The 15,498-nt window shown below is 29.0% G+C and carries 14 protein-coding genes; 1 reads left to right on the top strand and 13 read right to left on the bottom strand.

Translation table 11 applies throughout. From position 1 onward, the window contains the following. Nucleotides 1-9 precede the first annotated feature (9 nt). The 12 genes from KGF48_RS04030 to KGF48_RS03975 all read right to left on the bottom strand — a co-directional run bounded on the left by KGF48_RS04030 (nt 10) and on the right by KGF48_RS03975 (nt 14,566). The gene (locus KGF48_RS04030; RefSeq protein WP_227839417.1) at nt 10-2,313 is read right to left on the bottom strand and encodes a glycosyltransferase; all 2,304 of its coding nucleotides are present in this window, start codon (nt 2,311-2,313) and stop codon (nt 10-12) included. Between the two features lie 4 nt (nt 2,314-2,317). Then, nucleotides 2,318-3,289 carry a glycoside hydrolase family 5 protein gene (locus tag KGF48_RS04025; RefSeq protein ID WP_227839418.1) on the bottom strand — a complete coding sequence of 324 codons (972 nt, stop codon included), beginning with the start codon at nt 3,287-3,289 and terminating at the stop codon, nt 2,318-2,320. A 260-nt stretch (nt 3,290-3,549) separates the two neighbouring features. Continuing rightward, the gene (locus tag KGF48_RS04020; protein ID WP_227839419.1) at nt 3,550-5,298 is read right to left on the bottom strand and encodes a DUF4091 domain-containing protein; all 1,749 of its coding nucleotides are present in this window, start codon (nt 5,296-5,298) and stop codon (nt 3,550-3,552) included. Between the two features lie 55 nt (nt 5,299-5,353). After that, entirely contained in the window at nt 5,354-6,163 is an 810-nt protein-coding gene (locus KGF48_RS04015) for a carbohydrate ABC transporter permease (RefSeq protein WP_227828137.1), read from the bottom strand. A gap of 15 nt (nt 6,164-6,178) precedes the next feature. Then, nucleotides 6,179-7,096, bottom strand: coding sequence for a carbohydrate ABC transporter permease (locus KGF48_RS04010; protein WP_227839420.1), 918 nt, complete (start codon nt 7,094-7,096; stop codon nt 6,179-6,181). Nucleotides 7,097-7,194: 98 nt separating this feature from the next. Continuing rightward, nucleotides 7,195-8,511, bottom strand: coding sequence for an ABC transporter substrate-binding protein (locus KGF48_RS04005; protein ID WP_413894782.1), 1,317 nt, complete (start codon nt 8,509-8,511; stop codon nt 7,195-7,197). Nucleotides 8,512-8,775: 264 nt separating this feature from the next. After that, the gene (locus tag KGF48_RS04000; protein ID WP_227828134.1) at nt 8,776-9,300 is read right to left on the bottom strand and encodes a hypothetical protein; all 525 of its coding nucleotides are present in this window, start codon (nt 9,298-9,300) and stop codon (nt 8,776-8,778) included. 3 nt (nt 9,301-9,303) lie between these two features. Continuing rightward, nucleotides 9,304-9,801, bottom strand: a complete 498-nt coding sequence (gene coaD, locus KGF48_RS03995) for a pantetheine-phosphate adenylyltransferase (RefSeq protein WP_227432495.1) — start codon at nt 9,799-9,801, stop codon at nt 9,304-9,306. Nucleotide 9,802: 1 nt separating this feature from the next. Further along, nucleotides 9,803-10,357: a 16S rRNA (guanine(966)-N(2))-methyltransferase RsmD gene (rsmD, locus tag KGF48_RS03990; protein WP_227839421.1), complete on the bottom strand. Its 555-nt coding sequence runs from the start codon at nt 10,355-10,357 to the stop codon at nt 9,803-9,805. 58 nt (nt 10,358-10,415) lie between these two features. After that, the gene (recG, locus tag KGF48_RS03985; protein WP_227839422.1) at nt 10,416-12,473 is read right to left on the bottom strand and encodes an ATP-dependent DNA helicase RecG; all 2,058 of its coding nucleotides are present in this window, start codon (nt 12,471-12,473) and stop codon (nt 10,416-10,418) included. 80 nt (nt 12,474-12,553) lie between these two features. After that, nucleotides 12,554-14,197, bottom strand: coding sequence for a DAK2 domain-containing protein (locus KGF48_RS03980; RefSeq protein ID WP_227839423.1), 1,644 nt, complete (start codon nt 14,195-14,197; stop codon nt 12,554-12,556). Nucleotides 14,198-14,215: 18 nt separating this feature from the next. Next, on the bottom strand, nt 14,216-14,566 hold the full coding sequence (locus KGF48_RS03975; RefSeq protein WP_227432491.1) for an Asp23/Gls24 family envelope stress response protein: 351 nt from the start codon (nt 14,564-14,566) through the stop codon (nt 14,216-14,218). A gap of 360 nt (nt 14,567-14,926) precedes the next feature. Here KGF48_RS03975 and rpmB point away from each other — a divergent pair, with 360 nt between their 5' ends. Continuing rightward, on the top strand, nt 14,927-15,115 hold the full coding sequence (gene rpmB / locus KGF48_RS03970; RefSeq protein ID WP_003416297.1) for a 50S ribosomal protein L28: 189 nt from the start codon (nt 14,927-14,929) through the stop codon (nt 15,113-15,115). 160 nt (nt 15,116-15,275) lie between these two features. Here the strand turns inward: rpmB and KGF48_RS03965 are convergent, their stop codons facing one another. Continuing rightward, nucleotides 15,276-15,428, bottom strand: a complete 153-nt coding sequence (locus tag KGF48_RS03965) for a hypothetical protein (RefSeq protein ID WP_009893656.1) — start codon at nt 15,426-15,428, stop codon at nt 15,276-15,278. Nucleotides 15,429-15,498 lie beyond the last annotated feature (70 nt).

The raw sequence follows: 15,498 nt of genomic DNA, 5'->3' as shown, positions 1-15,498 counted from the left end.
TTATCTCTCCTAAATATATTTCATGGGCTCAAACTCATCTGTGCATTCGTCTTTCTTTTCATTAGGTTTTGAAATTATAATTGTTTTATGTTGTAATATCCACTCCATCATTTCCTCTCTTAAAAATAAATTTTGCATTATACTATCAATATTATTTACCTTGTATAGAACACCTCTCACATCAGCTTTACCTTCACATAAATCACATTCAAGTATAATATCTTCATTAAGTTCTATTTCTATTTTTTGAGGATAAATATTTTTATTTTCAAAACTTAGTAATACATACTGATAATTAAAATTTACCAGTTTTACCTTACCTATATTTTCTATAGTGCGTTCAAAATCTGTATTAATTCTTGGACTTCTTCGCGATAAAGTTTTGGATTTTTCAATACGTTTTTTTACATTAATTTGCAAGTCATCAAAAAAACCTAATTGATTAGATATTGTCATTGGCAAAGTAGGTATCCTATCATGAACAATACACATCCAATTATCAAATTGATTATCTTCAATGTGTGTAATGTAACATGCATACTTCCATTTCGAGTTTATTTCCACAACATTAACTATTTTTGCCTTCATACTAGCTATATATATTTCATTTCCTGATTTTTCTCTAAACTCTATCTCAAATTCTTCTGGAGAAATATACTCTGGATTTTCCAACAAAAATGCAAATCCATTTTCTGATATATCAATCGTTTTTGAAGAAAGAATGTACGAATTTTGCTTTAGTTTAAAATCAATTTCAGCAACATAACGCTCAGATTTTCTCAATTGCTGTCTTCCTGATATAAACAACATTGCCATAATAAGGTTAAAAAGATTTCCAATTAACCAAAACAGTACAACTGAGTATGTCATTGAATTCATTTTAAATATTGATATAAACATCTTTAAGATTCCTATTATAGATAACACTATGTAGATAAAATATGGTACTCCCTGCAAGACCTTATATATTCTTTTTTCTTCTGCTTTATTTTTATTAGTCACTGAAAACTTATTCTTAGATATTGCAAATGTTTCAAGTATTACTGCTGGCATTAAAGACTGAAACATTATAGTTTCATATATGTTAGTCCATCTTGTATTTCTTATATTTTGAGAAAATATTTTAAGAGATAGACTACTTAAAATATACATAGGCAACCAAAATATCAATACTTGAAGTAATGTGCATTTTACAACAATTACATTAAAGACTGAAAATAAAATGGGAGCCATTATATAAGTAAAGCGCTTTATACTTGCATACCAATAAGTAATTGAAGAAATATAACTTATTTTCTGCCAAAATCCTAAACCTTTTCTAAACAAAATATTTAATCGTCTGCCCGTCTGTATACATCCACGTGCCCATCTTTCACGTTGTTTAATAAGACTTTTTAAATCTGTTGGAGACAATCCTGATGCATGTACCTCTGGAATAGCATAGCATCTATATCCTTTACTTTGGATTAAAATCCCTGTTGCAAAATCTTCTGTGATAGAAAAAGTATAAAATCCTCCAACTTCGTTTAAAGCTTCTCTTGAAATAACTGTATTACTACCACCATAAATTACAGAATTGGTTTTATTTCTAGCTAACTGAATATCTCTATAAAAATAATCTTGTTCATTTGGTATTCTACCTTCAGAGTGTAAATTAAATTGAAATAAATCTGGATTATAGAAACTTTGTGGTGTTTGCACAAAACCAATCTTTTCGTATTGTTCTTTTTCTCCATCTTTTTTAGCTTGCTCATTTTTTAAAAAGTATGGTACTGTATCAATTAAAAAATCATGCATAGGTATCATATCTGCGTCAAACGTAGCAATTAAAGGAGAGTTTGTCTGTTGCATTGCATTATTTAGGTTTCCAGCTTTAGCTCCTTCTCTTTCTGTTCGAGTTATATAATTGACACCCATTTTTTCTGACAGAAGACGCATTTCCTCACGATTACCATCATCACATATGTATATATGCACCTTTTTCTTATCAGGATATTGCATATGAAGACATCCATTTATTGTTTTTCTCACCAAATCAACAGACTCATTATATGTTGCAATAAATACATCTATATGCGGATAAAGTTCTTCACTTATAATTGGCTTTTCAGGATACTCAATATTAGACATTCCATAATAATGTACAAACATTTCCATCATTCCTATTAGCTCCACTGAAAGTAGTATTATCGCACAAATTAATGCAAACGCCCCTTCTTCTTTGGGTATTGTATAAAAAATTCTCCACAATATATATATAATATTAGTAATAATAGTTAAGGTTATAAGTACCTTTTTTGAATTTTTCTTCACCAAATCACCTCTTTCCTATTAGTGCATTCAATATATCTTCATCCCAAGTACCTTCAACTTGATTATATATTCCAAATCCAGAAGCAAGTTCCCAATAAGCCCATGAAAAATTTCGTTTTTCAGCCTCTTCTCTTACTGCTTTTATCCAAGCTACTCTTGAAGCTTCTGGTGCCTCTTTTGTTATTCCAAACTCTCCCAAGAAAACTTTTACATTATTTTTATTAGCCCACTTCTCTACTGTATCAAATCTTTTCTTTAGATACTCAAGTTGTTCATTTGTTCCTTCCCAAGTAATATTACTTAAGTGCTCAAACCCTTTATGATAAATATTTCCTTGGAATGCAAAATCATTTGGTTCATAATAGTGAAATGAAACTACTATATTAGAATTTTTAGGAATATTCAAATCCTTTAAATAGTCAATTTGATAGTAATTATATGGACCTACTATAATTGTCCTTTTAGGGTTAGTTTTTCTAATTATATTTATAGCTTCTTCAAAGTATTCATTTAGTAACTGTGAAGACAAACTTTCTTTAGGTTCATTTAATAATTCAAATACCAAGTTTTTATCATAGTTTTTATACCTACTAGCTATTTGCTGCCATATTTTTAAAAATTTTTCTTTATTAGTTTGTGGTTCTTGCATAATTTCTTCAAAGTGATGTAAATCTAGCACAACTACTAAATCTTTATCCAATGCATACTTTATATGCCCATCAATCTTTTTGAAGAATTCTTCATCAATTTTATAATCATTAGAATCTGAGGTGTAATCAGAAAATCTTACTGGTATACGAACTGTATCAAAACCTGCCTTTTTTATATCATCAAAATATTTATTTGACATTTTAACATCCCAAGGAAAATCTTTTGGTGATTCCAATGAATTTCCTATATTTATTCCTCGTTGCATTGTAACTGTATCACTATTTCCCCTTATTACAAAACAAACGCCAACAAAAACTATACTCAAAAAGGCTGCTATACTAATACCTATTCTTTTTATGTTCCTCTCCCCCTAACTTATTTTTTGTATAATATTACTTTACTAAGTTTAGTCTATCTATAGAAGCTTTAATATCATTAGTACCCTATTATAACAAATTAAATTATATCATGTTATCTTTAATTATACTTCTTTATAAATTTTATTTTAAATATACTTAAAAAAAATATAAGGCAGTATATCTTAAAATAATTTTGATTATTTCTTGATATAATGCCTTATATTTTTTATAATTTATCTAACAAATCTAAAACTTGTTTTTTTATCTTATCATATCCACAATTATCTAGTGAATATCCAAGCTCTATATTTCCAAAACCTTTAATTTCAGCATTTTCTTTTTTATTTAACAAAGTTTGCATAAGCTCAACTTCTATATATTCTCTTCCCTTTTCTTTTTCTAACATGGTGAATAACTCAAAATCTTGTATGCCAAATCTTAAGTTTTCCATTCTAACACTTCTAACAGGCTTTAAGTCTTTTCCAGGATAAACAAAGAACATATCTCCAGCTTTCCAAATAGGGAATTTATAACTTGCGTCTTTCCAAGGGTCTTCTGTCCATAAATTATAATCCCATCTTAAAAATCCATCAAGACCAAAATAATAAGTATACCACCCTATTATTCTATTTTCTACAAAAGGAGAACTTATAAAACTATTTGGTTTTTCTGGGAAACAACAAACAAACCAAGTCAATATTCCGCCTTTATCATGCATTTTTTTCTTTAGATTTTCTATATCTTTATAATTTTGAATAGTAAGTTTTAAATTTATTGACATATCATCAACTTCATCTTTAGCTCTATCTAAAAAGTTTTGGTCATGAGTTGCTGATTTATATTTAACTTGATGAGTACTTACAGTAGAGTTTATAAATTCGATACACTCTTTTACGACCTCTGGATTATTTGGTTCATCAGCTATAATTCTGACGCTATCCCATAGACCACATTCTATTAAATGATTTAATACTAATCCTATATACGCTTTTAAATCATCTGTATTATTTATAAATTTAAACACTTTGTCTTTTTCATCAAAGTATCTTACTCTTATAGGGTCTTTGTAGCCCTCTATCGGGTTTCCAAACTCTCCAGCACACCAATTACCCAACAGACCAAATAAATCTATCTCCTGAGCCATTTTGTACTTACTAGCTATACTTATATATTTGTCCATGCTTTCAAAATTACACTTGATATTTCCATCTAAATCTTTTGATACACCCACCATATTGTATTCGTATAAGTTTGATGGATTTTTATAAACTTTATAACAACTTTGACCTGCCCATGGATAATCTGAAACTATAATTGTTGCAACTTTTTCTCCTAAAGATGCTAGTTCTTTGAGATAATTATCTATTATCTCAAAATGTATATCAGACCACAATTCAACTTTATACATTCTAGCTAGACAACTTGGATGTTGCCATAAATCTAAAAAGAATTTACTTTCGTCTAAAGGCTTTAACACAACATTTTTTACTTCTATTGGCACATCAACTGTACAAATTTTTTCTTCATCTTCATATCCAAAGCTTTTAAATATATCAATACTTATATTAAAGTTATTTCCTAAAAAAGCCTCAGGTACTTGCCCTTCAATCCAAAACGTTTGAGGCAAATATTGTTCTACTAGCACATCTTTATCTCTCAAAATAGCATCATTTACAAATGCTTTTGTATCATCTTGAACATACCCTAATATATTTATACTAAAATTGTTTTCTAATCCATCAGACACATTTAGTCCTAATCTTACTCTATTTCCCAAGCCTTTCCATGATATAGCACTACTACCATCAATTGTGCAATTAAATTCTTCTGTAGCTTTCAACATAATTTGAAAGGCAAATTTTTCACCTCTAGCTACTACAATATTTAAATCCTTATGTTCCCAAGTTTCAGCTTCTATAACTGAGTATTTATTGTGTTTAAATGTGCAATCTTTCAATACATATGAAATTTCCATGTTTTAATTTCCTCCGCATCTATAAGTTTTATTTTGTATTTTTAAAATAGACTATTTAACCTTTTATACCAGATAAAGATACACCTTCAACAAATTTACTTTGTAAAATTAAATAGAAAATAAATGGAGGTAAAAATGTTATTGTTGCTCCTGCCATCATTTGTCCATAATTCGTTATCTGGAATGTCTTAAGAGTGGATAGCCCTACTGTTAATGTCCTCATTGCATCTTTAGTTGTTGCTATAAGAGGCCACATAAACTCATTCCATGCTCCCATAAAAGTAAATATAGCTAGTGTAATTAATGCTGGTTTGATTAGAGGTAACACTATTTGTACTAAAATTCTAAGGTCTGAACAACCATCTATTTTTGCTGATTCTAAGAGTTCTTTTGGTACTCCTAAAATAGCTTGTCTCATTATAAATACACCAAATGCAGTTGGTATTGGCATAATAAGAGCCAAATAGCTATTTATCCATCCTAAGTGTTTCATTATTATATAAAGTGGTATCATTGTAACTTGAGATGGTATAATTAAAGTCATTATCATAAATAAAAATAACTTATCACTACCTTTAAAATCCATCTTCGCAAAAGAATACCCTGCTAATGTACTAAATACTAAGTTTAACAGTACTCCTGAAAAAGATACTATAGTTGTGTTTAAAAAATATTGCATAAATCCTTTTTTAGTAAATATATCTATATAGTTTTGAAGTGTTACTGTTGAAAAAGATATATCCAAATTGTACGAATTATATGTTACCTTTAATGATATTATCAACATATATATAAATGGTACTAAGCTTGCACATGCTATAAATAACAGCAACCCATCACTCAATAATCTCTTTGTTGTTTTCATATTATACCTACCTTTCTAAAAATCTGAACTGTCTCGTTTTACAAGCTTATTTTGTAAAATTGAAACTACTGCTATCAACAAAAATAATACATTTGCTACAGTCATTGCATATCCAGAATTGAAATTTTTAAAGTTTAAGTTAAATGCGTGCATAACTATACTCATAGTAGATATACCTGGACCTCCACCTGTCACAGTATAAACCAAGTCAAACACTTGTAACGACCATATTGTTCCTAAAAACACAACCATTATTGTAGTTGGCTTTAGTAAGGGAACTGTTATTTTCATAAATTCTTGAAGTTTTGTAGCTCCATCAACCTTTGCCACCTCATAACAATGTTTTGGTAAATTCATTATAGCTGAAATATAAATTACCATAAAATATCCTATGTTTTTCCACATAGATATAAACATAAGTGTAGGAAGAGCTGTCTTACTATCACCCAAAAGTTTAGATGATTCTATTCCAAAAGCACCTAATAATTGATATATAATTGAACCTTCTCCATTTAATAAAGCTCTCCATACCATACCAATCAAAACCATAGATGATAATACAGGTATAAATATAGCTCCTTTAGCAAATGAAGCTATTTTACTATTTCCTTTTCCTGTAATCCAAACTGCCAAAATCAATGATAAAATAGTCTGGCAAGGTACTACTACAACAGCAAATTTAATTGTATTTATAATAGATACTTTTAATGTTTCATCTGTGAATAATTTTTTATAATTTTCTAAACCTATAAATGTTGCTGGACTAATAATATTGTACTTTGTAAAACTAAAGTATATTGACATTATTATTGGTAATACATAAAATGCCACTAAAATTATGCCCAATGGTAATATGTATATATATGGTTTAATATTTAGTTTTAATTTTTTTCTTGTTGAATTTTCTTCAAACTCTCTAACTAAGTTATTCATTTTTATCCTCTCCAATATAAATATTAGCATTGTACTTATAAATACAATGCTAATTTTAATCTGTAAAGTATTTTATAACATCTTACAGCCTTAAACTTTTATTGTGCTAATAAATCATTTGAATATTTTGCAGCATCATCTAATGCTTGTTTTGGAGTTTTATCTCCTGAAATCATAGTTTGAAGTTCTTTCCATAAATATTCATATATTTCAACACCATGTGGTCCTACTACTAATGGTCTATATACATCCTTATCATTTTCAACCATTTCTTTAAATCTTTCATCACCTTGATATGGTTCACCTTTTGTTATTGGTGCTCTTGGTATTGCTTTATGGAATTCTGTCATTGATTCAACACTTAACATATGTTGTATTAATTTATATGCAAGTTTTTTATCTTTTGCTGATGACATTAAAGATAAATGGTCTACTGCTCCAAAAGTTGCAACTTTCTTATCTTCTAAACCAGTTACAAATCCCCAATTTAAATCTGGGAATGACTTATCAAATACACTTGTTGCAGCAGAAGACAACATTATAGTAAATGCTGCTTTTCCTGGTCCAAATACACTTTCTATCATTTCATTACTATCTTTAGATAAAGAATCTTCAGGTACATATGCTTGTAATTCTTTTAAGAAATTAGCCGCGTCTAAACCACTCTTATCATTAAATTTAACTGATTTTAAATCGTCATTAAATATGTCTCCACCAGCTTGCCATAAATATGGATACCAGTTCCAGTTCATGTTACCAAAAGTTTTAGCTCCCCATCCTTGAGCTAATCCCCATTGGTCTACTTTTCCATCGCCATCAGTATCCTTTGTTGCTTTTTGGCAGATTCTTTTAAAGTCTTCCCATGTTTTAGGAGGTTTTTCTCCTATCTTATCTAGAATATCTTTGTTATAGTATAATACACCTGGATTTGCTGCTTGGAATGGCATTCCATACATTCCACCCATCATTTCAGATGTTTTTATGTAAATAGATTGTTCTTTATCTTCTTTAGTTGCATAGTTAGTTAAATCTTCTACTGCTCCACTTTGTATAAACTGAGGATACATTTCTGCATACATATACCCAACATCAGGGCCTTCATCAGCACTTATGGCTGTTGCAAATTTTTCTGAATAATTTTCCCAAGGAATTATCTGTAAATCTACTTCACAGTTATTTTTTTCCTCAAATTTATCTAAAATAGGGTCCCAAACTTCCTTCATATTATCTTCTACTGGTGGCATCCAAAGAACTAGCTTTTCTTTTTCTCCATCCTTTTTTGCATCTTTTCCACTACCACTTGAACACCCTGTTATAAGTGTTGTAGTTATAATTGCCACCATAGCTAGTGAACACAATTTTTTCAACATACTCACTTTCATTCCCTCCATCTTGTTTGGTTTTTCTTTTTTCATTGTAATTCTACATAATTTTACTCCATTTAAAATATTATCAAAGCATGTATTTCTTGTCTAATCAGTTTTTTCTATATGTTTTTTTTTATTATAGTTTTTTTCTATAGCAACGTTGCTATTTTTATTTTTTATAGTAATCAATATAGTTAAGATAAACTAGAATTTTTTAGTGAAATTTTTGATTTTAAAATCTCTTTTATTAAATTGCTCCATAAAAAACAGACCATATAATTATATGGTCTGTTTTTATCTACTTAAAAAAATTTATTTTTTAGGTCTAAGTTCAGCTTTATCTCTTTTTATTTCTTCTAATATTTCTTTTAAATTATACTCAACACTAGAAAGTACATCTTCTGCATATTCAATTGAACCAATTCTTATCTCATTGGCTATTCTTTCAGCTCTGTCAACTATATCCTTAGCTCTTTGGTCTGCTTGAACAACAGGTTCGCTTGACTCTACATATGCTTTTACTACATCTTCAGAATTTTTCTTTAATTCTTCTATATTTTCCTGATATTCTTGTTGTATTCTTTCAGCTTCTTTTTGTGCTTGTTCAACTATGTTTGTAGCATCTTGTTTAGCTTGGCTTATTATTTTATTTCTTTCTTTATTTATCCAAACTGCCTGTGTTACTTCTTCTGGTATTAAAGTTCTTATATCATTAACTATTGCTAAAACTTCATCCTTATCTACAGTACATTTATGTGAAAAAGGAATTGTAGAAGCACTTCTAATTATCTCCTCTAATTGATCAAATAGTTCAATCATTTCTAAATCTATCTTCATATATCAATTACCCCCAGTAGTTTTTTTCTTTAATTCTTCCAAAACAATTTTTGGAACCAAATTTTTTATATCAGCATCAAAGAGCAAAACCTCTTTTATTAAAGATGAACTTATAAATGAATATTTTGTACAACTTGGTAAAATTATAGTCTCTATATCTGGATTAAGCTCTCTATTCATATGAGCCATTTGAAGCTCATAATCAACATCAGCACCACTTCTTACACCTCTAACTAATGCTCCAATTCCATTTTCTTGACAGTAACTTATTAATAGCCCATCAAAAGTTACAACTTTTATATTCTCTAGATGGCTTGTACTTTTTTTTATAAGTTCTACTCTTTCATCAAAGCTAAATAGACCTTTTTTATTAGGATTATTTAGGACTCCTATTTGTAATTCGTCAAATAACTTCGAAGCCCTGCAAATAATATCTAAATGTCCATTAGTAATTGGGTCAAAGCTTCCTGCAAATATAGCTTTTCTAGGTTTGTTTTCCATTTTATGCCTCCACCTTATAAAAAGTTAATGTAGTATTTCCATATTTTTTATCTTTAGTTTTTTGTAACTTACATATTTTATCTGGAAATAAATCATTAGTATCATGCTCTACAACTATTATTCCATCTCCATTCAATAAATTGGAATTATCAATTTTTTCAATAGCTTCTATAAACATATTTTTATAATATGGAGGGTCCATAAAAATTATGTCAAATTTACTATTTTGTAACTTAAGCTTATCTATAGCAGTTTTAAAATCAAGGTTTAAAATAAAACTCTCATTTTCAACCCTTGCTTTTTTTATATTAGATTTAACAATTTCTATGCTTTCTTTACTAATATCTACAAAAGTACATGCTTTTGCACCTCTGGACAAACATTCTATCCCTAAAGAACCAGTTCCAGCAAACAAATCTAGAACTTCACTTTCCATTATATATGAATTTATTATATTAAATAAAGATTCTTTTACTCTGTCTGTTGTTGGCCTTACATCTTCATTTTTTGGAGTATTTAATTTTAATCCTCTTGCTTTTCCTGAAATTACTCTCAATATGACAATCTCCCTTCAGCACATTCTTACATCAATAATATTTTAACATAAATTAAAATTAATTTAATGAAATTTCTTCCAATGTATCTTTAAATTTATCTATAATTTCATTTTTAAGTGGAATATTCTCTTTCAATTGTAGATTATTATCTTCACCTAATATATATCGTGCTTCCTGCTGTGCTAACTTTAATATTTTTATATGCTTAAACAAATTTGCTACCTTTAATTCTGGAAGTCCATGTTGTCTAGTCCCAAAAAACTCTCCAGGTCCTCTTATTTCTAAATCCTTTTCTGAAATTCTAAATCCATCATTTGTTTCTTCCATTATAGACATTCTCTGCCTGCATACATCTGTTTTAGAGTCATAAATTAGTACACAATATGACTTATGGCTTCCTCTCCCAACTCTACCTCGAAGCTGATGTAATTGTGCAAGGCCAAACCTTTCAGCATTCTCTATTATCATTAGAGTTGCATTTGGCACATTGACACCAACTTCTATAACTGTTGTTGAAACCAGAATATCTATTTCTTTATTCTTAAAGTTACTCATTACTTCATCTTTTTCACTTGATTTCATTTTCCCATGAAGAAGTCCAAGTCTTAAATCTGAGAAGTATTCAGCTCTTAATTCCTCTACTAATTCAACAGCTGACTTAGCTTCTATTGCTTCACTTTCTTCCACTAATGGACATACAATATATACTTGCCTTCCCGATTCAACTTCTCTTCTTACTAGGTTATTATAAGCTCTATCTCTCTTGCTCTTTTCAATAGCAAGTGTTTCTATTGGCTGTCTCCCTGGTGGGAGTTCATCTATAATAGAAATATCTAAATCTCCATAAAGTATAAGTGCTAATGTTCTTGGTATTGGTGTTGCTGTCATTACTAGTATATCTGGATTTATTCCTTTTAATGAAAGTCTACTTCTTTGCATAACTCCAAATCTATGCTGCTCATCTGTTATAACTAGACCAATATTATTAAATTCAACTTTATCTTCAATTAGTGCATGTGTTCCTATCAATATATCAATTTCATTACTTTTAATTTGTTCTAATACCATATCTTTTTGTTTTTTTGTAAGGCTACCGATTAATAAGCCGACATTTATGTCAAAATCTTTTAAGGTTTCAGTAAGTGAAATATAATGCTGTCCTGCTAATATCTCTGTAGGTGCCATCAAAGCTCCTTGATAACCATTTAAGACACAATTTGCAAGTGCTAAGAGAGCAACTACTGTTTTCCCACTACCTACATCACCTTGAACCAATCTATTCATTATTTTGTCAGAATTCATATCATTTATAATTTCATCTAATGCTCTATTCTGAGCTTTAGTTAATTTAAATGGTAAAGAACTTATTATATTTTTTAAACTTTCACTTGTTGTAAATTTTATTCCATTTTCTTTATTTCTTCCACTTTTAAATACAAACAGTCCCAACTGTAATATAAGTAATTCTTCAAATACAATTCTATATAAAGCTATTTTTAACGATTCCTTATTGCTTGGTGAATGAATATTTCTAACTGCAAAATCTATGTTGCATAATCTATATTTTTCTATAATTCTTTGTGGCATGTATTCTTGTATAATTAATTCCTTATCTTCAAGTACAGTCTTAATTATACTCATAATCTCTTTATTTGTAACACCATATGTAAGTTGATACACAGGCATAAATCTACATGTATTTTTAGGTGAATTAGTAAGATATTCTAATTCACATGATGTAAGTTCTAAGTTATTAAATCTTTTCTTAACTTTTCCAAAAACTAATATTGAATCTCCAGGTCTAAATGTATTTTTTATATAAGTTTTATTAAAAAATACTAATTTAGCTGAACCAGTTTCATCTTTTACATCAATCTTTGTTAAAGTCATTCCTTCTTTTGGACTAAATGTATTTATATTTGATATTACTGCTTTTATTGTAGCTTTTTCATCATTCTCCAACTGTGCTATTTTCTTAAGATTGTTTCTATCTTCAAATTGCCTTGGAAAATAATACAATAAGTCCTTTAATGTGAATATACCCAGCTTATTTAGCTTACAGGCTTTTTTAGGGCCTATTCCTTTAACATATTGAACATCTTTATATAAATCCAACAAATATATCACCTACTACACAAAAATCCTGTACAACCAACTTTATAAAAGCTACATGGTCATACAGGTTCTTATAATCATTATTCAACTGAAATTAAGTAATAATAAAGAGGTTGTCCTCCATAATATAATTCCACATCTACATCTTCAAATTTTTCTTCTAAAGAAGTACGAAGTTCATTTGCCTGAGATTCTGTAACATCTTCACCAAAGAATAAAGTTATTATAGCAGTATCCTCATCAACCAATTTTTCAATAAGATTTGATGTTACTTCATCTACATAATCCCCTGCTGATAATAATTTACCTTCTGCAATTCCAATTATATTACCTTCTTTAACATCAATTTCATTCATTACTGTATCCCTAACAGCAAAAGTTACTTGACCTGATTTAACTGAATTTAAAGCATTCATCATAGCTTCTTCATTTTTATCTTCACTTAATTCTCCATTAAATGTTACTAATGCAGCAAATCCTTGAGGTGTGTTTTTTGTAGGTATAACTATTATATTTTTATCACTCAATTCTTTAGCTTGGTTAGCAGCCATTATTATATTGCTGTTATTTGGGAAAATAAATATATTTTTAGCATTTATATCCCTTATGGCATTCATAAAGTCTTCAGTACTTGGATTCATAGTTTGACCACCTTCTATTATATGGTCAACACCAAAATCTTTAAATATATTTGCTAATCCTTCACCCATAGAAGTCGCTATGAATCCAAATTCTCTTTCTTCTTCTAAAGGCTCACTATCATTTTCTTTTTTTTCTTCTACTTCCAATATTGTATTTTCATGTTGTAACTTCATATTTTCTATTTTTATAGTTAATAATTGACCATACTTTAGAGCTTCTTGAAGCACGTTTCCTGGGTCATTAGTGTGTACATGTACCTTTATGACTCCATCATCTCCAACTACTGCTAGACTATCACCATAAGCCATCATTATATCTCGTATTTTCGTATCTTCTACTTTAGAACTTTCTAGTATAAATTCTGTACAATAACAGTATTTTATATCATCTGTGCTAGTGCTATTCTTTGGGAAGTCTATATTTGTTGCAACATTAGTGTCTAGGCTAACACTTTTTATTTCTATATTGTTACCCTTTATAGAAGCTAACATACCTTCATATATAAGTACAAGCCCTTTTCCTCCAGAATCAACTACACCAGCATCCTTTAGATTTTTTAGGAGGTCTGGAGTTCTTTCTAGTGAAGCGTTTGACTCCTTTACAAGCATACTTAAAAACTTTACTACATCTTTTTCTTTTTTAGCAGCTTTTACTGCAAACTCTCCGCTCTCTCTAACTACAGTAAGTATAGTTCCTTCAATTGGTTTTATTACAGCTTTATAAGCTGTATCAGCACCATTTTTAAAAGCTTTTGCTAAATCATCTGTCGATAATTTACTTTTTCCCTCTATAGACTTAGCTATACCTCTAATTATTTGTGAAAGTATAACTCCTGAGTTTCCTCTCGCACCCATTAAAGAGCCTTTAGATAATGCTTTTCCGATGTCTGATATATTATCATTGTCTACTTTCGCTAACTCTTTTAAGGCATAAGATATAGTTAAGGACATATTGGTCCCTGTATCTCCATCTGGTACAGGGAATACATTTAATTTGTCAACTAAATCTTTATTGTTTTGGAGATTGTTTGCACCTGAAATGAACATCTCTCTTAACCTTTTACCATCTATATACTGAATCATTTCTTTCCTCCTATAAAATTACTTAACTCTTATTCCTTGTACATTAATATCAATTTTAGTGACTCTTACGCCAGTCATCTTTTCAACTACATATTTAACTCTATCTATTATGTTATTTGCAACTGTAGATATATTTGTACCATATTGTATTATAACATAAAGTTCTATTGCTATGGCATCTTCTTCTACTTCTTCTACTCTAACACCTTTAGTAGCATTTTCACCTTTTAATAATTCTACTATTCCTTTAGATTTAGATGCTAAACCTACTAGACCATAACTTTCCATTGCAGCTCTATATGTGACTTGAGCTATTACTTGATTATCTATTTCTATACTTCCATATTGATTCATTACCTTTGCACTCATGGTTGACCCCCTTAAGTTTATTTTTATTAAAAATGGTTCTTAATTTATTTTTTACTATTTTTACTTATTTATTATATAAAATTATAATCATATCATACTATAAATATGGTATAATTTAAACCTAGAAAAGTTTTTGGATAAAATTTCTTGTATTGTCTATATATTTAAAGAAAAATAATAATTATTTTTCAAATATATTTACTTTATATAAAATTATATATATAATTTTATATGATAATAAGAAATTCTTCAATATATGTAAGGCAAATATATATTTCTATTGCAAATTTTTGTTATTTATGATAATATAAATATGTTTTTAGTCTTTAAATAGTTATCATTTTAAGGAGGTGTGCGTAGATGGCAAAAGTATGTAGCGTATGTGGTAAAGGTAAGGTTTCTGGAAACCAAGTATCACACTCAAATAAACATAATAAAAGAACATGGTCAGCTAATTTAAGAAGCGTAAGAGCGATTATAGATGGAGCTCCTAAGAGAGTAAAAGTTTGTACTAGATGTTTACGTTCTGGTAAAATTGAAAGAGCTTAATAGCCACGTTTAAAAGCCTACTTCCGAAAGTAGGCTTTTTAAATTTAATCATTTTTACTCTTTCTCATAAATTTTAAAACTATGTTTGAAATCCATTTTGGTAACTTTATTGTTACTACTTTCATCAATACTCACCCCACACTTTATAGTTAAAATTATTTTAACAAAAAAATAATAATGCTCCACATCCAATAAGTATTAATGCGGTAAGTGCTGACCAAATCCAGCCAGGAAGCAACATAGATAAAATTACTGCCATTCCTGTTGCTAGACACAGTATTCCTAGCAATACCTTAGACTTGTTATTTCTCATGGAACACCTCCACATAGAACTTGTATCTACAAATATTTTCATATTTAAGTTTATGCGATAAGTTCCCATT

This window comes from Clostridioides sp. ZZV15-6388 (assembly GCF_020657755.1).
GTDB lineage: Bacteria > Bacillota > Clostridia > Peptostreptococcales > Peptostreptococcaceae > Clostridioides.
Note: the sequence above shows the minus strand (reverse complement) of the source record. Positions and strands in the feature narration are given on the sequence as shown.